The 21,390-nt window shown below is 58.7% G+C and carries 22 protein-coding genes and 1 pseudogene; 16 read left to right on the top strand and 7 right to left on the bottom strand.

The window, feature by feature from the left end; genetic code table 11:
- Window positions 1–269 precede the first annotated feature (269 nt).
- From ACQ4N7_RS01400 to ACQ4N7_RS01380, 5 genes are all read left to right on the top strand, one after another.
- Window positions 270–1,994: a diflavin flavoprotein gene (locus ACQ4N7_RS01400; RefSeq protein ID WP_430709828.1), complete on the top strand. Its 1,725-nt coding sequence runs from the start codon at window positions 270–272 to the stop codon at window positions 1,992–1,994.
- Between the two features lie 53 nt (window positions 1,995–2,047).
- Window positions 2,048–2,323 (top strand): BrnT family toxin, encoded by a 276-nt coding sequence (locus ACQ4N7_RS01395; RefSeq protein WP_430709827.1) that lies wholly within the window; start codon window positions 2,048–2,050, stop codon window positions 2,321–2,323.
- On the top strand, window positions 2,307–2,531 hold the full coding sequence (locus tag ACQ4N7_RS01390) for a hypothetical protein (RefSeq protein ID WP_430709826.1): 225 nt from the start codon (window positions 2,307–2,309) through the stop codon (window positions 2,529–2,531). The genes ACQ4N7_RS01395 and ACQ4N7_RS01390 overlap by 17 nt, the downstream gene beginning before the upstream one ends.
- 98 nt (window positions 2,532–2,629) lie before the next feature.
- Window positions 2,630–4,546, top strand: coding sequence for a precorrin-3B C(17)-methyltransferase (gene cobJ / locus ACQ4N7_RS01385; RefSeq protein WP_430710060.1), 1,917 nt, complete (start codon window positions 2,630–2,632; stop codon window positions 4,544–4,546).
- Window positions 4,547–4,655: 109 nt separating this feature from the next.
- Window positions 4,656–5,639: a hypothetical protein gene (locus tag ACQ4N7_RS01380; RefSeq protein WP_430709825.1), complete on the top strand. Its 984-nt coding sequence runs from the start codon at window positions 4,656–4,658 to the stop codon at window positions 5,637–5,639.
- On the opposite strand, the gene ACQ4N7_RS01375 is transcribed toward ACQ4N7_RS01380, so the two are convergent.
- Together ACQ4N7_RS01375 and ACQ4N7_RS01370 are read right to left on the bottom strand one after the other, a co-directional pair.
- Window positions 5,612–6,511, bottom strand: a complete 900-nt coding sequence (locus ACQ4N7_RS01375) for an alpha/beta fold hydrolase (RefSeq protein ID WP_430709824.1) — start codon at window positions 6,509–6,511, stop codon at window positions 5,612–5,614. The genes ACQ4N7_RS01380 and ACQ4N7_RS01375 overlap by 28 nt on opposite strands.
- A 140-nt stretch (window positions 6,512–6,651) precedes the next feature.
- Entirely contained in the window at window positions 6,652–7,215 is a 564-nt protein-coding gene (locus tag ACQ4N7_RS01370) for an HdeD family acid-resistance protein (protein ID WP_430709823.1), read from the bottom strand.
- Between the two features lie 217 nt (window positions 7,216–7,432).
- Between ACQ4N7_RS01370 and ACQ4N7_RS01365 the strand changes: the two genes are divergently transcribed.
- Window positions 7,433–8,269 carry a sulfurtransferase gene (locus ACQ4N7_RS01365; RefSeq protein WP_430709822.1) on the top strand — a complete coding sequence of 279 codons (837 nt, stop codon included), beginning with the start codon at window positions 7,433–7,435 and terminating at the stop codon, window positions 8,267–8,269.
- Here ACQ4N7_RS01365 and ACQ4N7_RS01360 read toward each other — a convergent pair.
- The gene (locus tag ACQ4N7_RS01360) at window positions 8,259–9,074 is read right to left on the bottom strand and encodes a TerC family protein (RefSeq protein ID WP_430709821.1); all 816 of its coding nucleotides are present in this window, start codon (window positions 9,072–9,074) and stop codon (window positions 8,259–8,261) included. The genes ACQ4N7_RS01365 and ACQ4N7_RS01360 overlap by 11 nt on opposite strands.
- A 259-nt stretch (window positions 9,075–9,333) precedes the next feature.
- Here ACQ4N7_RS01360 and ACQ4N7_RS01355 point away from each other — a divergent pair, with 259 nt between their 5' ends.
- Window positions 9,334–10,158, top strand: coding sequence for a hypothetical protein (locus ACQ4N7_RS01355; RefSeq protein ID WP_430709820.1), 825 nt, complete (start codon window positions 9,334–9,336; stop codon window positions 10,156–10,158).
- Between the two features lie 99 nt (window positions 10,159–10,257).
- Here the strand turns inward: ACQ4N7_RS01355 and clpP are convergent, their stop codons facing one another.
- Complete coding sequence (gene clpP / locus ACQ4N7_RS01350) at window positions 10,258–10,863, bottom strand: ATP-dependent Clp endopeptidase proteolytic subunit ClpP (protein WP_430709819.1); 606 nt, start codon at window positions 10,861–10,863, stop codon at window positions 10,258–10,260.
- A 135-nt stretch (window positions 10,864–10,998) separates the two neighbouring features.
- Here clpP and panB point away from each other — a divergent pair, with 135 nt between their 5' ends.
- The 3 genes from panB (at window position 10,999) to ACQ4N7_RS01335 (ending at window position 13,708) form a co-directional block, all read left to right on the top strand.
- Window positions 10,999–11,784 (top strand): 3-methyl-2-oxobutanoate hydroxymethyltransferase, encoded by a 786-nt coding sequence (gene panB / locus ACQ4N7_RS01345; RefSeq protein WP_430709818.1) that lies wholly within the window; start codon window positions 10,999–11,001, stop codon window positions 11,782–11,784.
- Between the two features lie 226 nt (window positions 11,785–12,010).
- The gene (gene ahcY / locus ACQ4N7_RS01340; protein ID WP_430709817.1) at window positions 12,011–13,285 is read left to right on the top strand and encodes an adenosylhomocysteinase; all 1,275 of its coding nucleotides are present in this window, start codon (window positions 12,011–12,013) and stop codon (window positions 13,283–13,285) included.
- 117 nt (window positions 13,286–13,402) lie between these two features.
- The gene (locus tag ACQ4N7_RS01335) at window positions 13,403–13,708 is read left to right on the top strand and encodes a hypothetical protein (RefSeq protein WP_430709816.1); all 306 of its coding nucleotides are present in this window, start codon (window positions 13,403–13,405) and stop codon (window positions 13,706–13,708) included.
- Between the two features lie 283 nt (window positions 13,709–13,991).
- Here ACQ4N7_RS01335 and ACQ4N7_RS01330 read toward each other — a convergent pair.
- Window positions 13,992–14,602: pseudogene (locus ACQ4N7_RS01330) on the bottom strand (Uma2 family endonuclease).
- 347 nt (window positions 14,603–14,949) lie between these two features.
- On the opposite strand from ACQ4N7_RS01330, the gene ACQ4N7_RS01325 reads away from it, so the two are divergent.
- From ACQ4N7_RS01325 to ACQ4N7_RS01310, 4 genes are read left to right on the top strand one after another with little or no spacing between them, the layout of a single operon-like run.
- Window positions 14,950–15,309 carry a hypothetical protein gene (locus tag ACQ4N7_RS01325; protein ID WP_430709815.1) on the top strand — a complete coding sequence of 120 codons (360 nt, stop codon included), beginning with the start codon at window positions 14,950–14,952 and terminating at the stop codon, window positions 15,307–15,309.
- Between the two features lie 60 nt (window positions 15,310–15,369).
- On the top strand, window positions 15,370–17,388 hold the full coding sequence (gene nblS / locus ACQ4N7_RS01320) for a two-component system sensor histidine kinase NblS (RefSeq protein WP_430709814.1): 2,019 nt from the start codon (window positions 15,370–15,372) through the stop codon (window positions 17,386–17,388).
- Between the two features lie 40 nt (window positions 17,389–17,428).
- Window positions 17,429–17,626, top strand: coding sequence for a type II toxin-antitoxin system HicA family toxin (locus ACQ4N7_RS01315; protein WP_430709813.1), 198 nt, complete (start codon window positions 17,429–17,431; stop codon window positions 17,624–17,626).
- Between the two features lie 41 nt (window positions 17,627–17,667).
- Window positions 17,668–18,156, top strand: a complete 489-nt coding sequence (locus ACQ4N7_RS01310; protein ID WP_430709812.1) for a type II toxin-antitoxin system HicB family antitoxin — start codon at window positions 17,668–17,670, stop codon at window positions 18,154–18,156.
- A gap of 130 nt (window positions 18,157–18,286) precedes the next feature.
- Here ACQ4N7_RS01310 and ACQ4N7_RS01305 read toward each other — a convergent pair whose 3' ends face one another.
- Window positions 18,287–18,925 (bottom strand): phosphoribosylanthranilate isomerase, encoded by a 639-nt coding sequence (locus tag ACQ4N7_RS01305; protein ID WP_430709811.1) that lies wholly within the window; start codon window positions 18,923–18,925, stop codon window positions 18,287–18,289.
- A gap of 164 nt (window positions 18,926–19,089) precedes the next feature.
- Between ACQ4N7_RS01305 and psaK the strand changes: the two genes are divergently transcribed.
- Together psaK and ACQ4N7_RS01295 are read left to right on the top strand one after the other, a co-directional pair.
- Window positions 19,090–19,362, top strand: a complete 273-nt coding sequence (gene psaK, locus ACQ4N7_RS01300) for a photosystem I reaction center subunit PsaK (RefSeq protein ID WP_430709810.1) — start codon at window positions 19,090–19,092, stop codon at window positions 19,360–19,362.
- 137 nt (window positions 19,363–19,499) lie between these two features.
- On the top strand, window positions 19,500–20,711 hold the full coding sequence (locus ACQ4N7_RS01295; protein ID WP_430709809.1) for a site-2 protease family protein: 1,212 nt from the start codon (window positions 19,500–19,502) through the stop codon (window positions 20,709–20,711).
- 124 nt (window positions 20,712–20,835) lie between these two features.
- Here the strand turns inward: ACQ4N7_RS01295 and ACQ4N7_RS01290 are convergent, their stop codons facing one another.
- A complete protein-coding gene (locus ACQ4N7_RS01290) occupies window positions 20,836–21,291 on the bottom strand; it encodes a YbjN domain-containing protein (RefSeq protein WP_430710059.1) in 456 nt (151 codons plus the stop codon).
- Between the last annotated feature and the right edge of the window lie 99 nt (window positions 21,292–21,390).

The following is a 21,390-nucleotide window of genomic DNA, read 5'->3' as shown; positions in this document are numbered from 1 at the left end:
TGCCTTCAGTATGCCTTGGGGTCGCGAGATACTAACTGGCCCCTCTGACCTCGTGTTCTACACTGGTAGAACGGTCCTGGGGTGACTGACAATCTATCATTAACTATTTTCAATGGTTACCGATCGCAATCAAAGCGATAAGGGATTTTAACCCCCAGACATCGGGTTTAAAGCGAGAATACAGATATTAAGAAACGTTTTGGTTGCTAAACTCGGGCTTTAACATTTCGCCTTCGGTTAGCAGCGTCTAATTTTGCAGGAGGTTCTCCATGGTTGTAGCGACACCGGCACAAAAGCGCCTTACCATTCAGGTCGAAGCGGTGGCAGAAGATACCACCACCATTCGCTCCCTCGACTGGGATCGCGATCGCTTCGACATTGAGTTTGGCCTGCAAAACGGCACTACCTACAACTCGTTCATCATTCGCGGCGAAAAGGTGGCCCTGGTTGATACCTCCCACGCCAAGTTTCGCGAGCTGTACCTGAAGACGCTGACCGGCGAAATCGACCCCAAAACCATTGACTACCTGGTGATCAGCCACACCGAGCCCGACCACAGCGGCCTGGTGCGCGACGTGCTGGAGCTGGCCCCGCAGGCGGTGGTGGTGGGGGCTAAGGTGGCGATCGCCTTTCTCGAAGACCTGGTGCATCGCCCCTTTGAGCGCCTGATCGTCAAAAACGGCGATACCCTGGAGCTGGGCAACGGCCACACCCTGGAGTTTGTCAGCGCCCCCAACCTGCACTGGCCCGACACCATCTTTACCTACGACCACAAGACCGGCGTGCTGTTCACCTGCGACGCCTTTGGCCTGCACTTTTGCAGCGATGCCACCTACGACGAAAATTTAGAGCTGATTTCCCCTGATTTTCGCTTTTACTACGAGTGCCTGATGGCCCCCAACGCGCGATCGGTGCTGGGCGCGATGAAGCGCATGGACGCTCTGCCCCCTGTGAACATGGTGGCCACTGGCCACGGCCCCCTGCTGCGCTACAACGTGGCGGAGCTAACCGGGCGCTACCAGCGCTGGAGCCAGGAGAAGGCCAAATCTGAAGATCTAGTGGCGGTGTTCTACGTGTCTGACTATGGGTTTAGCGATCGCCTCTCGCAATCGATCGCCCGCGGCATTACCAAAACTGGCGTTGCGGTCGAAATGATGGATATGCGCTCCGCCGACCCCCAGGAGGTGACCGAGCTGGTGAGCCGGGCCAAGGGTTTAGTCATCGGCATGCCTCCGGCCTCCGGCGTTGGGGCCAAAGAAACCCAGGCCACCCTGGGCACCATTCTGGCGGCAGTCCACAGCAAGCAGACCATCGGCCTGTTTGAGTCCTACGGCGGCGACGACGAACCTGTGGATCCGCTGGCCAACAAGTTTCAGGATCTGGAGCTAATTCAGTCCTTTGCCCCCATTCGCATCAAAGACACCCCCACCGAGGGTATCTACCAGTCCTGCGAAGAGGCGGGCACCGACCTGGGTCAGGGCCTGGCTAAGGCGGGTAAGCTGAAGAAGCTCAAGTCTCTCGATGCCGACCTGGAAAAAGCCCTGGGCCGCATCAGCAGTGGACTGTACATCATTACCGCCCAAAAGGGCGAGCTGTCTAGCGCCATGCTGGCCTCCTGGGTAGCCCAGGCCAGCTTCCAGCCCCTGGGCTTTACGGTGGCGGTGGCCAAAGACCGCGCCATTGAGTCGCTAATGCAGGTGGGCGACACCTTTGTGCTCAACATTCTCGAAGAGGGCAAGCACCTGGGCCTGATGAAGCACTTCCTGAAGCGGTTTGCCCCCGGTGCCGATCGCTTTGCCGGAGTGCGCACTCGCCCCGCCACCAACGGATCGCCCCTGCTGGCCGACGCCCTGGCCTATCTGGAATGCGAAGTCACCAGCCGCATGGAGGTGAGCGACCACTGGATCGTCTACTGCACGGTGCAGGACGGCAAGGTGTCTGACCCCGAGGGCCAAACCGCCATTCACCACCGCAAGGTCGGGAACTATTATTAATCGGGCTGTTAGGCAGGAATGCTGCCAATCCTGCAAGTGGCAATACCTTTGGTATGGAATTTGAGTGGCATCCCGATAAAGCAGCCAGTAATTTCCAGAAACACGGCGTTGCTTTTCAGGAAGCCGCTACGGTTTTTGGCGATGCCTTATCGCTTACCTTCCCTGCCCCTGATCACTCGGTAGGAGAAGACCGCTACGTTACCATTGGGATGTCGCGATCAGCTCGGTTATTAGTGGTTTCCCACACTGATCGGGGCAATCGCATTCGGCTCATCAGTGCTCGACAAGCAACACGTCAAGAGCAAAGGGTCTATGAAGAAGACGGTTGATGACATGGATGATGATCTGCGATCGGAGTACGACTTTTCCAAGATGGCAGGAGGGGTTAGAGGCAAGTATGTCGAGCGCTATCGCGCTGGCACGAACCTTGTACTTCTAGAGCCTGATATTGCCCAGGCGTTTCCAACCGATGCAGCTGTTAACGAAGCGCTGCGGCTGTTGATGCAGATTGCCCAACGCCAGCAGTCGAGCAACTGAGTGAGAGCAGCTTGAGGTCAAAACCAGCCGGGAACAACCCAATCGGTGCTTTGGGTTACCAGGTCTTCTAAGATGGGAGACTCTACGCTGTTTGAGGTCTGTTGTTGTCGTCCTTTGCTGCGATCGCTGTCACCCCCGCTGGGCTCAAGGCCCTCTTGCCTCTGGTCACTGGTCTACCCGCCGAGCTGTGGGTTCTCCCCGCCCTGGTTGCCGAGGCGGAGGCCTGGAATGTCGAGGTTCAGGTCTGCGATCGCCCCCTCAAAGCCGTCCTTGCCGACCTGTGGACCACCCACGACGGCCTCATCTTTGCCCTGGCCACCGGAGCGGTGGTGCGGTTGATTGCTCCCTTGCTAACCGATAAGACCAGCGACCCCGCTGTGGTCGTCGTCAGCGAAACGGGGGCACAGGCGATTAGCCTCTGCGGCGGTCACCAGGGCGGCGGCGACGACCTGACCCGCCAGGTGGCCCACCTGCTCAACGCCAATCCAGTCATTACCGGCTCTGCCCAAAACCACGGCCTGCCGGGGGTGGACATGCTGGGGGTGCCCTTTGGCTGGAGCCGGGGCAGCGGCGACTGGACAGGCGTGAGCGCTGCGGTGGCCCACAGCAAAGCCGTCGAGGTTTTGCAGGACTGCGGCACGTTTCTCTGGCAGGATCACCTGCCAACCACCCATCCCTTTGTGTTTGAATCGGTTCGCGCCCCCGCTGCGCGACTGTGGATTAGCCCGATTCAGCGGCGCTTTGACCCCGACAGCGGCTTCCCCAAGGCCCAGTGGCACCCGCGCGTGCTGTGGGTGGGCATCGGCTGCGAGCGGGGCACGCCCCAGGCGGTGATTGAGGCGGCGATCGCGCGGGTATGCCGGGCGGGGCATTTTGCCGAAGGGGCGATCGCGGGCCTTGCCAGCCTCGATCTCAAGGCCGACGAGGTAGGGTTAGTCGCCCTCTGTGCCGAACGCCAGTGGCCCCTGCGCTGCTTTACCGCTGAAGAACTGAAAGCAATTCCGGTGCCCAACCCGTCCACAGTTGTGGAACAGGCGGTGCAGACCCCCAGCGTGGCCGAGGCCGCCGCCATTCTTGCGGCGACAGAGGCCTCAGAGGGTCAGCTGCGGGTGGCCAAGCAGGTGGTGCGGGTAGAAGGGCAGCCCGGTGCCGTCACGGTAGCGATCGCCCAGGCCGAGCGCGAGTACATTCCCCACCCTGGCCACCTGGCGCTGGTGGGCACCGGCCCCGGTGACCTGAACCAGATCACTCCGGCGGCGAAGGCGGCCATTTCCCAGGCCAATGTGGTGATTGGCTACGGCCTCTACATCGACCAGATTCGCCCCCTCTGCCGCCCTGGCCAAATTGTCGAACCCTGGCCCATTACCCAGGAGCGGCAGCGGGCCGATCGCGCCATTGACCTGGCCCGCTGGGGGCTGAGCGTGGCGGTAGTCTCGTCGGGCGACTGCGGCATCTACGGCATGGCGGGGCTGGTGCTGGAACAGCTTCAGGGCACCGGCTGGGATGGCGAAACGCCCTCGGTCGAGGTGTTTCCCGGCATTTCGGCCCTACAGGCGGCGGCGGCGCGGGTGGGGGCACCGCTGATGCACGACTTTTGCGCCATCAGCCTCAGCGACCTGCTCACCCCCTGGGAGGTGATTGTGAAGCGGCTGGAGGCTGCCGCCGCCGCCGATTTTGTGGTGGCGCTCTACAATCCCAAATCGAAAACGCGCACTGAGCAAATCGCGATCGCCCACCAGATCTTTATGGCCCAGCGATCGCCCGATACCCCAGTAGCGGTAGTCAAGTCGGTCTATCGCCCTGACGAAGTCATTCACCGCACCACCCTGGCCGATCTGCTAGACGCTCCCATCGACATGCTGACCGTGGTGCTGATTGGCAACCAGAGCACCCAGCGCCACGGCCCCTGGCTAATTACCCCCCGAGGCTATAACGGCGGAGCAGCTGTCATAGAAAGTGGCCCAGAGAGCGGTGCAGAAAGCAGCACAGCAGGCGGCCCCAGCAGTCCCGGTTAGAACTGTACCCATCAGGGTAAGGGTGCTGGGGCCAATCCGCAAGTAGGATTGGGGAAGGTGCCGATGTAAGCGTAAATAGGTTTCTTTTCCCCTCACCGAGGAGGTTACGATGCCACCTGAGGATCTGACCGCTGCTGCCCCTGCCCCTGAGACCGCTGCCACGCTAATCAGCGGCCTCAGTGCCTACGGAAGGCTCTACGGGTTGCCCAACTCTTCGGAGCAGGTGCAGGGCATTTTGGGCACCCTGCTGCGGCTTTACCAGCCCGATCTGCCCGCTGCGCTGGTCGATACCGTCGCCCAGCAAGTGCTCGACGGCCTCACCCCTGACGACCTCAAAAATGCCATTGTCGATCGCGCCAGCAGCGCCCTGGCCAAAGCCGCCCACCGCTGGCAGCAACAGCTGAGCGACCAGGCCAAGGGCGTCTTAACCAGCTATGTACAGCGCTACAGGCCCACAGTTACACCAGACGACCTGAGCAGTATGGCAACGTCGGTGATACCGCTGGTGAGCGATGGCGCAATTACCCGCTCAGAGGCCTTGGGCCTGGTGAGTCTGGTGGTGCAAACCTTTGATTTAGAGAGTGCCCTGCGCGGGGTCATTCCGGCAGAGCTGGCCGCTAGGGTCAACGCCACCGCCCCTGCGCTGGCTCAAACCCTCGCCACTGTTCTGAACCAAAAGCCCATGGCCGAGGCCGTCAGCGAAACCGTGGCCGCTTACGTCGAAAAGTACGCTCCTGGTCTCGTTAACATTGGCTCTGATCTGATCGCTACGGCCCTCAGCGCCGTGCTCAAAAACCAGGTCGATTTCGACCTCGACCTCCAGCTCGCCGTTATCGATCAGACACTGCTGATCGAGCAGGTCAGCTTTCAGCTCAATGTTTTGCGGCAGTCGCCGCCGCCCTCCAAGCCCGCCTGGGCGATCGCAGAGCAGGTTAATACCGCCGTCGAGCAATACCGGCAAACCCAGAGCAGCGGGGTCGATATTACCGCTGGCCTAGTCAGCAACGATGGGCTCTCGATCTCAAGCCCGTTGACCTCCACCCGCCGCCTGAGCGATCGCCCCCCTCAGATTCCGCCGCGCTCAAATAGCTGAGCTTCGGCTCGCAGCGCCTCCAGGCCCTGCCACAGATCGCCCGTGTGCAGCCACCCCACGTAGCCCGAGTAGAGGCAGTCGTGCTCAGCCGAGGCCAAGAACACGTGCAGAATGCCCATCGGGCTGCGCCACAGCCGAATGCTGGTGCCATCGGCAAAGGTGTGCCAGGGCGTAGCGCGGGCAAAATCGCGGCGGTGGGCATCGGTCATGCCCGGTATCTGGCGCAGCTGCTCGACCAGAAAGTGGGGCAGCAGGGGGTCGCTGAGGCAGCTGCCGTCCCAAAACTGCTGAATTTGCTCTACGACGCGGGGATGGCAGCGCAGCGCGGCATGGCTAATACCGTCCAGGCAGACAAACTGGCCATGGGGCACCCGCGTGCTCTCAACCGGAATGGTGCCGTCGCTGCCGCCATCGACATCGCCCGCGATGACCAGGGTAGGAATGGCGGCGGCAATGCGGGCCGCTAACGGACGGCGATCGCGGCCCAGGTCAGCGGCAATGCCCACCCCCACCTGCAGCGGGTCGAGAATGCGGCCCAGATCGGCCCCGCCCACCGGAGAGCCGACCAGCACCAAAAACTCAATGCGTGGCCACCATTCTGGGTGTCGGTTCAGCACCTCTAGCCAAATCAGCCCGCCCATCGAGTGGCCCACAACGCGCACGGGCAACCTGGGCTGCCGCACCAGGGTCGCCGTGGCCAGGGCGTCTACCTCGTCTATCAAAGGCGTTATCCGCAGCCAGGTCATGGCGTAGTTGAGGCAGGGGGCCACAATGTGCGCCTCCTCTGCCGCCAGCGCCTCGGCCAGGGCCATCATCGACTGGTTGGTGTCGGCCCAGCCGTGCTGAGCAAAGAGAATGTAAGGTTCTGGCATTTTTCAGCAGCTCTAGGGGCTGTCATCAATTAGCTGCTCAACGTTCAAAAAATCAAGGGTTACAGCCCCTAGCTTGCCTTTTCGGTCAGGCGTGGCAAGGCTTGGTATCCCGAGCTTTTGGTCACAATTGATGACACGCCCTAGACCCCTTGTTTGCGCAGGGCCAGGGCCGCCCCCAGCAGCGAAGATCCAGTCAATAGTAGGCTAATGCCCACGTATAAGCCAATCAGCCAGAGGGCGCTGAAGGGCCAGCGGTTGAACGCCAAAATGCCCAAAATTAGCGTAATGATGCCGTTGATCGCCACAAACCACGACATGGTGCCCCCAGCCCGGTAGGTAAACGCCATGGCAATGGTAAATACGCCCTCAGCCATCAGCAGCAGCCCAAACGCCAGGGTAAGCAGCGCCGTGGCGTTGACCAGGTTGAGCAAGATGTACAGCCCTGCGATCGCGTAGAGAATGCCCACGCCCAGACCTAACCCCTGCCCCCTAAATGCCTTAGCCTGAAACGCCTGCCCAACCTGAAACACCCCGCTGACCAGCGCTATCCACCCAATCACCGAGGTAAAAACAGCCGAGGCGATCGCGGGCATCAAAATGGCCAAGATGCCTAAGCCAATCAGCCCTGCGCTGAGGGCAATTACCCAGCCCGTCGCCGCGTTAGTCGCTCTAATCTCGGTACTTGGGGGAGGTTCCATAGTCATAACAGCACCTCAATGAATGGGATCTGCTGATGGGATACACCAAGTCCAGCTCGGGATCCGGAGTTTTCCGACCGACAAACCTCCACGGCTGGCCCTGGAATCGATGCACCGCAGCCGCTAGTGTCGCCAATTCAGCAACCTTATACCCTACTTTTATAGTGCAACGCTATCCCCTGGAGGAGATAGCTGCCGTGCCCTAACCGCAGCGTTTTTACCCATGACCCATCCCTACAATTTGGTAACCGTCGACTGGCTGGCCCAGCACCTCAACGACCCCAGCGTGGTTGTGGTCGACTGTCGCTTTGCCCTGGCCGCCCCCCAGCAGGGTCAGCAGCAGTACGCCGCTGGCCACATTCCTGGGGCCTGCTACCTCGATCTCAACCAGGATCTGTCTAGCCCGGTGCAGGCCCACGGCGGTCGCCATCCCCTGCCCGACTTAGGGGCCTTTGGCCAAAAGCTGGCCGCGATCGGGGTGAGGTCTACCCCGCCGACTCTGGTGGTAGCCTACGACGACTCCCGCTTTGCCTTTGCCGCCCGCCTCTGGTGGCTGCTGCGCTACCTGGGCCACGACCAGGTAGCGGTTTTAGACGGCGGCTGGTCGGGCTGGGTGCAGGCAGGCCAGCCGACAACGACAGAGTTGCCGACACCGCAGCCAGGTCACTTTACCCCTGCGCCCCGGCCAGAGTGGATCGTCGATATCGAGGCCGTGCGCCAGCGCGAGGCAGAAACGGTGCTGATCGACTCGCGATCGCCCGAACGCTACCGGGGTGAAGTCGAGCCCATCGACCCCGTCGCGGGCAGCATTCCCGGCGCGGTGAACTACTTCTGGCAGGATGTTTCTGACCAGAACGGCCACATGAAAGCCCCATCTGAGCTGGCTCAGCACTGGGCCAGCTTAGACGGAGCCAATGAGGTGATCGTTTACTGCGGCTCTGGCGTCACCGCCTGCGTCAACCTGCTGGCCCAAGCCCTGGCCGAGCGACCGATGGCCAAGCTATACCCAGGCGGCTGGAGCGACTGGTGCTCTTACCAGTCGCCAGTCGCTAATCCTTGAGGGGAAAGGCTGGAGCAGGGTCTTCTTGACTGGAGGAAGCCTCTACCGGGGCGCTGTCCTGAGCCTCTAGTTCGGCAATGGTAGGCACTTTGCCCTGCTCCAAATGAGCCGCTTCGTCGGTAGCCAGGGCCGTACGCTTTGAGAAGCCCCAGGTAAAGACCAGGGCAATCACCAGCACCATCACCCACTCGGGGGGCACCAGGGTGGGGTCAATCACCCGCACCAGCAGGCGAATGCCGACGAACGCCACGGTAATAAATCCGGCGTCTTCTAGGTGCTCAAATTCTTCTAGCCAGCGAATGAACAGCCCTGCCATAAACCGCAGGGTAATAATGCCGATGGTGCCGCCCAGCAAAATCACCACCACATCCTTAGAGAGAGCCAGGGCTGTGGTAACGCTATCGAGGGAAAATGCCAAATCGGTAAACGCAATCACCGGAATCGCCTGCCACAAATTGGCAAAGCGCGGCTCGTGGCCGTGGGCCTCCCCATCGTCCTGGGTCTTGGCGGTGAAGTGCTTAAACACCAGCCACAGCAGATAGGCCGCCCCCATGACCTCAAACTGCCAGAACTGCAGCACCCAGCCAGCGGTCAAAATTAGCCCCATGCGCAGCACAAAGGCCACCACCAGACCCAAATTTAAGGCCCGCCGCTGCATGGTTTCGCTCTCTAGGCCCTGGGCGATTGCGGCCAGGGCGATCGCGTTATCTGCCGACAGCACCGCTTCGAGAGCAATCAGCACCGGCAGCAGCAGCAGGGTATCGACCCCAAAGTTGGTAGAAATATCTAGCAGGCGATCTAGCATTAGCTCAGGTCAGCTACCTAGGGCAGCAAAAGTAAAGGTCTAGGGTAAAGGCACAACGCTCGGCTGGCTCCCGATCGCAGAGGCCATTGCAATCCTACTGGCGCAAGCTCAGGGGCGCAAACCTCCAGAGGCACAACCCATGCCGGAAGGGCTCCCAGCCTGCACCCGGTTTGGTCAGCGGCGTAATGGTTTTAGTCTAACGTGCCCCTCTTCCCTAGAATAGTACGGGTACCATCCACCCGCAGGGGAGACATCTGGAGTGCTAAGTTCGCTGCTGAGTCAATTTCGACAACGGTATCCCCAGGGCAGCCTGCTCTCTGATCTGCTCACTATTCACGATGGGCTATACGTGGTGCGGGTCTGCGCTGGCGTAGATGGCCTCACCCTGGCCAGCGGTCTAGGGGCCAACACCACTCTGGAGGCAGCAGAAGATATCGCCACCACCCGCGCCCTGGAGCGCCTGATTGTCTCAGTTGCCCCGCCGACCAGCCTGGTGCCATCCCCCGGCCTTCAGCCCAGCAGCCTGCCGTCCAATGGTCTTCTGGCCAACGGTCTTCAGCCTGAGATTCTTCAGTCTGACAGTCTTGATACCAGCGCGCCTGCCCCGCCTGCCCGGCTCAAATCTGCGGTCAGCCCCACAGCTGATTCTCAAGTTGGCGTACCAGCCGCCGAGGGCCAAACTTTGCTCAGCGTAGTTCCCCCGAGCCAGCCAGTCGATATGCCTAAGGCCCCTGGCCTCGACCTGCCCCCTACGGCTCTGGCTAGCCCGCCTCGGGCCAAGTCAGCGGCTCAACCGACAGAGTCTTTACCCCCAGATTTTCTGCCTGAGGAGCCGTTAGCCGGTAGCGTTGACGATCGCGACGAATTTATGGATCTAGGCAGCGGGCCAGCCGTCGCTGTTGACCTGTCAGACATCATTGCCCAAACCGATGTCGAGCTTCAGCGGCTGGGCTGGGGCGTCAACCAGGGCCGCGAGTTTTTAGAAAAAACCTACGGCAAGCGATCGCGCCACGACCTCACCGACGACGAACTGCTGGAGTTTTTGCTCTACCTCGAAACCCAGCCCACCCCCGGTAGCCCTTAGACTCCCGTGGCCCGACCGCGCGGGCTGGGCCAAACAAAAGCCCCCCAGTCTAAATTGGGGGGTAAGGGAGATCTAAACGGTATCGGCGATCGGCTGCGTTTACATCACCGCCAGCGGGCGAGAACCCACTGAGGTGCGATCGATTACCTGGTCGATCAGGCCGTATTCCACCGCTTCGTGGGGGCTCATAAAGAAGTCGCGCTCGGTGTCTTCGGCAATTTTGTCGTAGGGCTGGCCGGTGTTGTGGGCGATCGCCTCATTCAGCTGCTTCTTCAGGTAAAGAATTTCTTTGGCCTGAATCTCGATATCGGTGGCCTGGCCCTGGGCCCCGCCGAGGGGCTGGTGAATCATGATGCGGGAGTTGGGCAGGCTCATGCGCTTGCCTTTCTCGCCAGCGGTGAGCAAAAACGCTCCCATGCTGGCCGCCAGCCCCAGGCAGATGGTGCACACCTGCGGCCGAATGTGCTTCATGGTGTCGTAGATGCCCAGACCCGCACTCACCGAGCCACCGGGGGAGTTGATGTACAGGTAAATGTCTTTTTCTGGATCCTCAGCTTCGAGGAATAGCATTTGGGCCACGATCAGGTTGGCCGAGTCGGCAGTGACTTCTTGACCCAAAAAGATAATGCGCTCCCGCAAAAGCCGGGAATAAATGTCAAACGCGCGCTCGCCACGCCCGGATTGCTCAATAACGGTTGGGATCATCGTGATAAGCCACTCATACTGCTTTAACTGATTCTAGCGACTTGTGGAGCCGCAGATTGGAGGGATAGCCGAATCGTAGTTTGCTATATCGTAGTTTGCTATTCTGGCAACCATACCCCTTCCCCAGGCGCAGCCATGGCCGTTAGCGTTGATCGAATTTTGCGGTGGAAGCAGACGGGCCAACCGGCCCAGCCGATCGCCGTACTTACCGCCTGGGATGTGATGTCGGCGCAGATCGTCGATGCGGCGGGGGCCGACATTGTGCTGGTGGGCGACTCGCTGGCGATGGTAGCCCTGGGCTACGACACGACTCTGCCGCTGACCCTGGAGGACATGCTGCTCTGTGCCAAGGCGGTGCGGCGGGGGGTCAAAAATGCCCTGCTGGTCGTAGATTTGCCCTTCCTGAGCTATCAGACCAGCCTAGAAGACGCCATTCGCGCTGCTGGCGGCATGCTCAAAGCCGGTGCCCAGGCGGTGAAGCTAGAAGGCGGCCACGAGGGCGTGGTCGAACGGGTGCGCCATCTGGTGCAGTGGGGCATTCCGGTGATGGGCCACGTGGGGCTAACGCCGCAGTCAGTGAACCAGTTTGGCGGCTTTCGCAAGCAGGGCAAAACCCAGACCGAGGCCGATCGCATTCTCACCGAAGCCAAAGCGCTAGAGCAGGCGGGGGCATTTTCCATTGTGCTAGAGCACATTCCCGCTGAGCTGGCCCGCGACATTACCAAGACTCTGAGCATTCCCACCATTGGCATTGGGGCCGGGAGTCACTGCGACGGGCAGGTGCTTGTCACCGCCGATGTGCTGGGGCTTTCAGCCTGGCAGCCGCCCTTTGCCAAGGTCTACGCCAACCTGCGGCAGCAGGCGATCGAGGCCGCCCAGCAATTCTGTGGAGAGGTGCGATCGGGGCAGTACCTCGCATGAATATCAAAAAACTTCTCTCCATGCCCCCTTGCCCTATGAGGTATGGAGACGTTCTCCGCACGCCACATCGGGCAGTACCCCGCATAAAATTCCGTTAAGCTAAGAACGCTGGCAATTGCCCCAAGCTCCAAGTCCAGGGGTGGCGTTCTACCGGCGGGAAAACGACAGTTCCCGAACTGGACCTGGTACGGCACAGAAACGATTTACTACGGTTGATACCCTCGCTATGACCACAACACTCCAATTTAAGTACGACGTCAAAGACATTTCCCTGGCCACCCAGGGCAAGCAGCGAATTGAGTGGGCCGGGCGCGAGATGCCTGTGCTGCGCCAGATTCAAGACCGCTTTGCCGCTGAAAAGCCCCTGGCAGGCATTCGAATTTCGGCCTGCTGCCACGTCACTACCGAGACGGCCCACCTGGCGATCGCCCTCAAGAACGGCGGTGCCGATGCGGTGCTGATTGCCAGCAACCCCCTCTCCACCCAGGATGACGTGGCCGCCAGCCTGGTCGCCGACTACGGCATTCCCGTGTTTGCCCTGCGCGGGGAAGACAGCGACACCTACCACCGCCACGTCGAAACCGCCCTCGACCACCGCCCCAACATCATCATCGACGACGGCAGCGACGTGGTCGCTACCCTGGTCAAAGAGCGCCAGGCCCAGCTGTCTGACATCATCGGCACCACCGAAGAGACCACCACCGGCATTGTGCGCCTGCGGGCCATGTTCAACGACGGGGTGCTCAGCTTCCCGGCTATGAACGTCAACGATGCCGACACCAAGCACTTCTTCGACAACCGCTACGGCACCGGCCAGTCGACTCTTGACGGCATTATTCGCGCTACCAACGTGCTGCTGGCCGGCAAAAACGTGGTGGTGGCTGGCTACGGCTGGTGCGGCAAAGGTACCGCCATGCGGGCGCGGGGCATGGGGGCCAACGTCATCGTCACCGAGATTGACCCCATCCGGGCGATCGAGGCCGTCATGGATGGCTTCCGCGTCATGCCGATGGCTAAGGCCGCTCCCCAGGGCGACCTGTTCATCACCGTGACTGGCAACAAGCACGTCATTCGCCGCGAGCACTTCGAGGCCATGAAAGACGGCGCAATGGTGTGTAACTCAGGCCACTTCGACATTGAAATCGACCTCAAGTCGCTGGGCGAAATGGCTAGCGAAGTGAAGCAGGTGCGCAACTTTACCCAGCAGTACATGCTGGGCAACGGTAAGTCGGTAATTGTGCTGGGCGAAGGCCGCCTGGTCAACCTGGCCGCCGCCGAAGGCCACCCCAGCGCCGTGATGGATATGAGCTTTGCCAACCAGGCCCTGGCCTGTGAATATCTGGTGAAAAACAAAGGCTCCCTGGAGCCCGGTCTGCACTCCATCCCCGAGGCGGTCGATAAGGAGATTGCCCGCCTGAAACTGGTGGCCATGGGCATCGAGGTGGACAGCCTCACCCCCGAGCAGGAGATCTACATCAACTCCTGGACCGTGGGCACCTAGGGCTAGACCGAAAAATCTAGCTGCTGTACTGATACAGAAGGGGATGGAGGTTATGCCTTTATCCCCTTCTTAGGCTTTATAGGTATGGTCTGGATGATTAGAGTTCTGCATACATTCATGACCAAGCTATTTTCCCGACTGTGGGTTGCTGTTGCCCTGGGCGCAGCGCTAGGAGTAATGGTTCTCAACCTCTTTAGAGTGAGCCCAGCGCTCTCGACCGTAGCTGGTGCCCCCCGCCTGGTGCCCGCCATCCTTAACGGCAATCCTGTCAGCGTGCTGTACGTCACCCGCAGCAGCGATACGGTGCTGGTGCGCTGCTACCCTGGCTTTGAGCCCTCTATGACCCTGCGCCCTATGAGCGGTAACTCGCCCCAGGGTGAGGGAGTTTTGACCTGCGTCAACAGCGAGCCCGCTCGGCCCTGAGCCAGCCCCCAATGCCATTAAATAACCCCCGAGGCCAAGGCTTCGGGGGCTGTTTAGTATAGGGAATTAGCTATAAATTGCGTGCGTCTGTCGTATCTGTACCTAGAATGTCTCAAGTCCAGCGCTATGTCATCCCTGGATAGCCATCTTTACGGCAGGTTGGCCAAGACTTAACGGTTTTCAAGAGTTTTGCAAACTGTGACCCCTGTCACTTACAGGCACTTACAGGGCAGGGCACCCCAACGTTGTAGGAATGGTTGTGCTGAGAGTGGTGTCCTCGCCGCTAGGCAAACAGGGCAACGTTTAAGCTAAAGCCAGGCAGCACAGCTTCACCAGAAAGCCGGGTAGGGAGCGATCGCACCTCCGATTCCTGCCCAGGCCGATAAATTTCTGCCTGCTGATCTGTTGGATTGAGCAGCCAGCCCAGACGAACACCACTGGCCATGTATTCCTGCATCTTCTCGCGCAGGGCCGTGAGACTATCGGTACTCGACCGCACTTCCATGACAAAATCTGGCGCAATGGGAGGAAACCTGCGCCGTTGTTCAGAGGTCAGCGCTTCCCATCGAGATAGCTCTACCCAGGCAGCATCGGGCGATGGCCCTTTGGGCCGGTCTTTGACCATCGCTTGCTGCCGATGGGCAATTGAAAAACCGTAGACGAGCTGAAAACCTTACCAAGCTGGGTTTGCTTATTCCAGAGGTACAGTTCGCCGCCAACCTCCATCTCTTGATTGCCGCTCTCACCGCCTACAGGGGGCATAACGATCAACACTCCCTGGGCATTTTGTTCGATCGCCAGCTCCGGGTTGTGAATGCAAAGCTGGTAAAACTGCTCATCGGTAAAATGAACAGCCTCAAGATTGATTTCGAGGGGTAAGTCCAGGGTGGTCACGGGTTGCTCCAGGGAGAGGGGCAATATCTAGCTGAGGGGAGTGCTTTCTATGGTAGCGATTCGTCTATCTTGTGAAAATCGCTAAAAACCGTTGCAGGCGAACAACTCTACAGAGTGAACTGTCTAAACTATTCACTAACTTGTGCTACCGAGCCCGATTCTGAGCGTGATTCGTCACCGATTTCAGCTCAATCTTCTCAGCGTTTCCCCAATTTATACCTGTCAATGGGGGCAGGTGACCTCTGCCTCACATCGCCCTGGCTGGCTCAGGGCGTTTGGTCTATGGGGGTGTCGCCAGCGGTGGAGCGAGTTACCCATAAACCTCGTTTTTCATTTCCCGTTTGATCATGAGCTATAGCTTTGACATCATCGGCATCGCCCCGGTGCTGCAATTTTTTAACCACCAGCAGCAGGTCGAGACTAAGCGCGATCGCGCCCAGGCCTACCTCGGCAGCTACTGCTGCACCCTCGACGCCTTCATTAGCGCCACCGAAGCCGTCCACCGCAGGCCCGACTGGGACTGGGATGCGATCGTCAATACCATCGTCAACTTCTGGCTGAGCCAAGAAAAGGACGTCCTCCACTGGAAGCAGCTGTTTGCTGCCGCTAAGGATGACCCAACCCTGGGCGACCAAAACCTGATTGTGGCCCGCGTGATCAACTACGACAGCCTGCGCCACGAGTTTGAATCCCTGTTTGACGGCTAAGACGCGAAGAACATGCCAGAATAAAGGCTGAATTTAACATCCAGCATTAGATAGGTTCCGTTGATCAGGCTTCTGGCAAAAACTCGCGATATCTTCCTGCGCTGGTGGGGCGACTTCACCCTCCAAACCCGACTAATGGCCGGGGCAACGCTGGTGGTGTCGCTGATTACCAGCGCCCTCACCTTTTGGGCCGTCAACACTATCCAGATGGATGCCCGCCTCAACGACACCCGCTTTGCCCGCGACCTGGGCCTGCTGCTGGCCGCCAATGTCGCCCCCCTGGTCAACGAGGCCGATCGCAGCGAACTGGCCCGATTTTCCTACAGCTTTTACCAGAGCACCTCTAGCGTCCGCTACATGCTCTACGCCGACGAAAACGGCGACATATTCTTCGGCATTCCCTTTTCAGAGGCCTCGGTGCAGAGTTCTCTTACCCTGAGGCGGCGCATGCAGCTGCCCGAGGGCTACGCCCAAAACACCGATCGCCCCCTGGTGCGCCAGCACCTCACCCCCGTGGGCGAAGTCACCGACGTGTTTGTGCCGCTCAACTACAACGGCACCCACCTGGGCGTACTCGCCCTGGGCATTAACCCCAACCCCACCGTGGTGGCCTCGTCGCACCTGACCCGCGATGTCACCATTGCGGTGTTTGTCTCGATCTGGGTGATGGTCATTTTGGGCGCAGTCTTCAACGCGCTCACCATTACCCAGCCGATCAAAGAGCTAGTAGTGGGGGTCAAAAACATTGCCGCCGGCAACTTTAACCAGCGCATTGACCTGCCCCTGGGCGGCGAACTGGGCGAGCTGATCTACAGCTTTAACGATATGGCCGAGCGCCTGGAGCGCTACGAAGAGCAAAATATTGAAGAACTCACCGCCGAAAAAGCCAAGCTCGAAACCCTGGTTTCGACCATTGCCGACGGCGCTATTTTGCTCGACAGCGACATGCATGCGGTGCTGGTCAATCCCACCGCCCGCCGCATCTTCGGCTGGGAACACCAGCACCTCGATGGCGAAAACATTCTGGAGCACTTCCCGGCCCCGGTGCGGGTGCAGCTCACTCGGCCCCTGTTTCAGGCAGTCAAGGGCGACTCAGAGGCGATGGAATTTCGGGTGCCAATTACCGAGCCCAGCCATCGCACCCTGCGCATTTTGCTCAACACGGTGCTCGATCAGGCCAAAGAAAACGTCAAAGGCCTGGCCATCACCGTACAGGATATTACCCGCGAGGTAGCGCTCAACGAGGCTAAGGCCCAGTTCATCAGCAATGTCTCCCACGAGCTGCGCACGCCGCTGTTTAACATCAAGTCGTTTATCGAAACCCTGCACGAGTACGGCGAAGACCTCAGCGACGGCGAGCGCAAAGAATTTCTCGAAACCGCCAACCACGAAACCGATCGCCTCACCCGCCTGGTCAATGACGTACTCGACCTGTCGCGCCTAGAGTCGAGCCGCCAGTACCAGCTCGAAGCGGTCGATATTATTCAGCCCATTGAGCAAACTCTGCGCACCCACCGCCTCAATGCCAAAGACAAGCGGATCGAGCTGCTGCAGGATGTCGAACCGAACCTGCCCCCGGTGATTGGCAACTACGACCTGCTGCTACAGGTGTTTAGCAACCTGGTGGGCAACGCGCTCAAGTTCACCGAACCTGGTGGCCAGGTAATGCTGCGGGCGCACCAGATTGTGCCGCCAGGGGAGGGCCTCGATGAAGGGGGCTACATTCGCATTGAGATCTGCGATACCGGCATTGGCATTGCCCCCGAAGATCAGCAGGCTATTTTCGATCGCTTCTTCCGGGTCGAAAACCGCGTCCATACCCTGGAGGGCACCGGCCTGGGTCTCTCCATCGTCAAAAACATCATCGAAAAGCACAGCAGCCAGGTGCATCTGGTCAGCGAGGTGGGCATCGGCACCACCTTCTGGTTTGATGTCGCCGCCTACCAACCTGAGGCGATCGAGGTCATGGCTACAGACACTACCCATGTCAAAGCAGAGAGCAAAGATCTGGCGATCGCCGCCGTCAGCCCCTCACCTTCAGAAACCTCGACACTGGTACCCAAAGCCGATCAAACTTGAGTCTCGCCAGAATGTGTATAGTGTGTATAGCTGGTGATGCATGAGGAGTAGCGACATCATCTCCAAGCTAAAGAAGGACGGATGGATTCTAAATAACGTTCGTGGCAGTCACCAACAGTTTAAGCATCCGGCCTATCCAGGTCGTGTTACTGTGCCCCATCCTAAAAAGGACTTACCTATCGGTACTGTCCGAAGCATATTTAAACAGGCCGGATGGAAGTGGCCTCCGTCTGACTAAGAGCTCTTGGTATATTGTTATCAAACATCGCAGAAAAGAATATGCGTTATGTCGTGGTAATTCACAAAGACGAGGATAGTGACTACGGAGTTACTGTACCTGATTTGCCGGGTTGTTTCTCCGCTGGAGATACCTTAGACCAGGCTCTTTCTAACAGTGTTGAAGCCATAGAATGCCATATAGAAGGATTGTTTTCTGATGGTGAAGAGTTGCCTACTTCACAGCCCTCTGAGACCCATATGAATAATCCCGATTACGACAATGCAATTTTTGCTGTAGTAGATGTTGATCTGTCAAATATATCAGGATCCACAAAGCGCATAAACATTTCAATGCCCGAGAACGTTTTAAGCAAAATTGACCGCTTCGTGGATAGTCAGGGCGGAAGTCGCTCTGCTTTTCTGGCAGAAGCATCTCTGGATTATATTGCAAACCGCTCAATTAACTCAGAGCGCTCCTCAATCTCTTTCTCTAAGAGTAGGAGAATCATTCGCCCTGAGGATAAGTCATCTCACCAAGATAATCAATAAAATTGAACCTAAAAAAAGCAGAAAATCGTCTAGCAATTAGTATTGTTGGTAAAAAAAGGCTTTGCAATGCACTATTTATGAAGACTAGAAAGTGCACTGACAGATCCTAAAAATAGAATTTGAGGTTTAGCTATAGCTGTTGCATTTTTTTGAATAATCTCTGCACCATGGCCAGATCTTTGATTCCAGGGCTCTGTTCAACGCCGCTGGACAGGTCAATGCCGTCGGGTTTAAGCATTGAGAGCGCCGTAGACACATTTTCGGGGGTTAGCCCGCCTGCCAGCATCCAGGGGCAGGTGGGTCGAAACGATACCAGGGCATTCCAATCGAGCGTCAGGCCTGTGCCGCCTAGCTGCTGGGGGTGGTAGGCATCGAGCAGCAGGGCATCGACATGGGGGGCATAGGTTTCAGCCCATACCAAATCTGCGGCAGTGCGCACGCGAATTGCTTTGATTAAAAAGATTCCCGGTAGCTCAGCTAGGAGCTGCTGACACTGCTCAGGGGTTTCTTGCCCGTGGAGCTGAAGGTGGCTGAGGTTGGTCTGTCGGGCAACGTCAGCCATCTCCGTCAGAGGCGCATCGGCAAACACGCCCACGGTTTTAATCGCCACTTTGGCGGCATCGAGGGCCTGGGTAATTTCGGCGATCGCCCCAGGAGACAAATAGCGGGGCGACTGGGGCACGCAGATAAAGCCCAGGTGGGTGGCACCGTGGCGGGCGATCGCGATCGCCTGCTCTGCCTGGGTAATGCCACAAATCTTGACCCGCATGTTAACTCTATTGAACATTTCGCTGAGGAGGTGTCGCCGGATTTTTATAATCCAGCTAGGCCTAAATGCCCATGCTAGGGCCACATTTAAGCTAAACGTTAAGCAATCGACGTTAAATTCTGTTGCTCAAGACCCAATTTTAGACCTCTAGCGGAGAAATAACATTGCTGTTTTCTAACCTGCTTGCCGCCTACACTGTGCCCACCACGCCCGAGTGGTCGCCTAAAGTAGCGCTGATCATGATTACCTGCAACCTGTTCGTGCTGGCCATCGGTAAGTATGCCATTCGCAAGCCTGGGGCAGGTCCGGCGCTGCCCGTGGGCCTGCCAATGGTGTTTGAAGGCTTTGGCCTGCCCGAGCTGCTGGCGATCGCCAGCTTTGGCCACATTCTTGGCGCAGGAATGATCTTGGGCCTGGGCAACGCCGGATTGTTGTAGTATCCCCCCTTGTACCGCCCAACGGGAAAATAGGCCAGTTGATAGAATAAAGCCATATCCCAGACCCGCGTGCCCACGTCTTCGATGGGGCACTGGGTCTGGTTTAGCATTTGAGACTGTTAATTAGGGGTTAGGCAATGCAATCTAGCTGGCGGATTGGGGCTATTTTGGGTATTCCCCTGTTTATCGATAGCTCCTGGTTTATTATTTTGCTGCTGGTCACCGTGTCCTACGGCCTAGAGCCGGGCTGGCACTCGGCCTGGGGTAACCTGGCCTGGGCGATGGGCTTTGCCCTGGCCCTGCTGCTGTTTGCCTCGGTGCTGCTGCACGAGCTGGGCCACAGTCTGGCCGCTAAGACCCAGGGCATCGCCGTCAACTCGATTACGCTATTTCTGTTCGGCGGCATTGCCTCCATCGACAAAGAGTCTAAAACCCCCGAAGATGCGCTCAAGGTGGCCGTGGCCGGGCCTTTGGTTAGCTTTGGGCTGTTTTTGCTGCTCACCGCCGTCTCCCTAATTCCGACCCTGCCCACCCCGGTATCGGTGATTACCGGCAGCGTCGCCCAGATCAACTTGGTGCTGACGCTGTTCAACATGATTCCCGGCCTGCCGCTAGACGGTGGCCAGGTGCTCAAGGCTCTGGTCTGGAAGGGAACCGGCAGCCGCATCAAGGGCATTCGCTGGGCGGCCCGCTCAGGTCAGATCTTGGGCTGGCTGGCGATTACCTTTGGTTTGGTCATGGCCCTGGCCTATCAAGCCTTCTCTGGATTTTGGATTGCCGCCATTGGCTGGTTCGCCCTGCGCAATGCCGCCGCCTACAACCAGGTCACCAACCTGCAAGAAGCCATGCTGGCCCTGACCACCGCCGATGCCATGACCCGCGACTTTAAGGTGGTCGATGCCAATATGTCACTGCGGCAGTTTGCCGACACCTACCTGCTTGAAGAAAACCGCGCCCCCGCCCATTTTGCCGCCTCCGACGGGCGCTACCGGGGTCTGGTCAGCATTGACGACATGCGTGCGATCGAGCGCAGCCAGTGGGAAACCCTGCCCCTGACCCATATCGCTAAACCGCTACTCGATATTCCTTCGGTGCGGGAGGGCACGCCGCTGACCGAGGCCATCGATCAGCTCGAAGCGCTCCAGATCCCTAGGCTCACGGTGCTTACCCCCGCCGATGCTGTCGCTGGCACCATCGATCGCGGTGATGTAGTGCGCGCGATCGCCAACCACCTGGGTCTGCGCGTTTCTCCCGCCATGATTCAGCGCATTAAAGATGAAGGCCAGTATCCCCCAGGCTTACAGCTGCCCTCGATCGCTAAAGCGGTGATCGAAGAGGCGCGGGCTTAACCGTATCGCTGGCTTTCCCCCGGTCGCTTCGACTCCGCTCAGCAACAGGAATGAAGTCACCACCGGAGCTACGGGGCTGCCGTTCCCTTCGACTCCGCTCAGGGAACGGCGGAGACTATCTCCTTCAACCCATACCAAATTCGGCTACTAACGCCTCATCCGAATCATCGGCAATGGTGGCCACAATGGTCAGCAGCCGAGAGATTTCAGCAGGCGAAATATCCTTGAGAATGCGACTTGAAATTACCAGCACCTGATCGCCAGAGATGCCAAAGCGGGCTTCCAGGGTTTCGTTGCAGTTTTTCTCTAGCAGCTGCTTCATCATCTGAGGCTCGTTTTTGGCCGGTAGCGATAGCACGGGCGACCACGCTGTCAGGGTGTCAGTTTCGGTTTCGCCGGTTAGCTGTACGTAGACATCGACGCTGCCGTATCTAAACCGCCACAGGTGCCCCTCGGTGGTTTGGCTAACCATCGCCCCATCGCCCTGGTCGAGGCTGGCAATTACCGCCTCAATGGTCTCTAGACAAGGCACTGCATCGATGTCTTTCTCGGTGAGCGAATTGGCGTAGGCCAGTTCCATATCGATCGCGTCGTTAGCCATGACAAACCTTTGTAGCTACTGCCAAACAAACCTAGCGCGGGCCAGTCTGCAGCACGCAGAGTGACCCAACAATGTCCA

Origin of the sequence: Nodosilinea sp. AN01ver1, from assembly GCF_050565655.1 — a bacterium.
Classification (GTDB): domain Bacteria; phylum Cyanobacteriota; class Cyanobacteriia; order Phormidesmidales; family Phormidesmidaceae; genus Nodosilinea.
This window is presented reverse-complemented; position numbering and strand designations above follow the sequence as displayed.

What these genes read in the sequence shown, in the direction of transcription:
- ACQ4N7_RS01370 (WP_430709823.1), bottom strand. Translation starts at nt 7,215, where the DNA reads ATGACTATGGAACCTCCCCCAAGTACCGAGATTAGAGCGACTAACGCG.
- ACQ4N7_RS01290 (WP_430710059.1), bottom strand. Translation starts at nt 21,291, where the DNA reads ATGGAACTGGCCTACGCCAATTCGCTCACCGAGAAAGACATCGATGCA.
- ACQ4N7_RS01360 (WP_430709821.1), bottom strand. Translation starts at nt 9,074, where the DNA reads ATGCTAGATCGCCTGCTAGATATTTCTACCAACTTTGGGGTCGATACC.
- ACQ4N7_RS01305 (WP_430709811.1), bottom strand. Translation starts at nt 18,925, where the DNA reads ATGCGGGTCAAGATTTGTGGCATTACCCAGGCAGAGCAGGCGATCGCG.
- ACQ4N7_RS01375 (WP_430709824.1), bottom strand. Translation starts at nt 6,511, where the DNA reads ATGCCAGAACCTTACATTCTCTTTGCTCAGCACGGCTGGGCCGACACC.
- ACQ4N7_RS01400 (WP_430709828.1), top strand. Translation starts at nt 270, where the DNA reads ATGGTTGTAGCGACACCGGCACAAAAGCGCCTTACCATTCAGGTCGAA.
- ahcY (WP_430709817.1), top strand. Translation starts at nt 12,011, where the DNA reads ATGACCACAACACTCCAATTTAAGTACGACGTCAAAGACATTTCCCTG.
- ACQ4N7_RS01315 (WP_430709813.1), top strand. Translation starts at nt 17,429, where the DNA reads ATGAGGAGTAGCGACATCATCTCCAAGCTAAAGAAGGACGGATGGATT.
- ACQ4N7_RS01365 (WP_430709822.1), top strand. Translation starts at nt 7,433, where the DNA reads ATGACCCATCCCTACAATTTGGTAACCGTCGACTGGCTGGCCCAGCAC.
- ACQ4N7_RS01335 (WP_430709816.1), top strand. Translation starts at nt 13,403, where the DNA reads ATGACCAAGCTATTTTCCCGACTGTGGGTTGCTGTTGCCCTGGGCGCA.
- ACQ4N7_RS01380 (WP_430709825.1), top strand. Translation starts at nt 4,656, where the DNA reads ATGCCACCTGAGGATCTGACCGCTGCTGCCCCTGCCCCTGAGACCGCT.
- ACQ4N7_RS01310 (WP_430709812.1), top strand. Translation starts at nt 17,668, where the DNA reads ATGCGTTATGTCGTGGTAATTCACAAAGACGAGGATAGTGACTACGGA.
- ACQ4N7_RS01390 (WP_430709826.1), top strand. Translation starts at nt 2,307, where the DNA reads ATGAAGAAGACGGTTGATGACATGGATGATGATCTGCGATCGGAGTAC.
- ACQ4N7_RS01325 (WP_430709815.1), top strand. Translation starts at nt 14,950, where the DNA reads ATGAGCTATAGCTTTGACATCATCGGCATCGCCCCGGTGCTGCAATTT.
- ACQ4N7_RS01295 (WP_430709809.1), top strand. Translation starts at nt 19,500, where the DNA reads ATGCAATCTAGCTGGCGGATTGGGGCTATTTTGGGTATTCCCCTGTTT.
- panB (WP_430709818.1), top strand. Translation starts at nt 10,999, where the DNA reads ATGGCCGTTAGCGTTGATCGAATTTTGCGGTGGAAGCAGACGGGCCAA.
- clpP (WP_430709819.1), bottom strand. Translation starts at nt 10,863, where the DNA reads ATGATCCCAACCGTTATTGAGCAATCCGGGCGTGGCGAGCGCGCGTTT.
- ACQ4N7_RS01395 (WP_430709827.1), top strand. Translation starts at nt 2,048, where the DNA reads ATGGAATTTGAGTGGCATCCCGATAAAGCAGCCAGTAATTTCCAGAAA.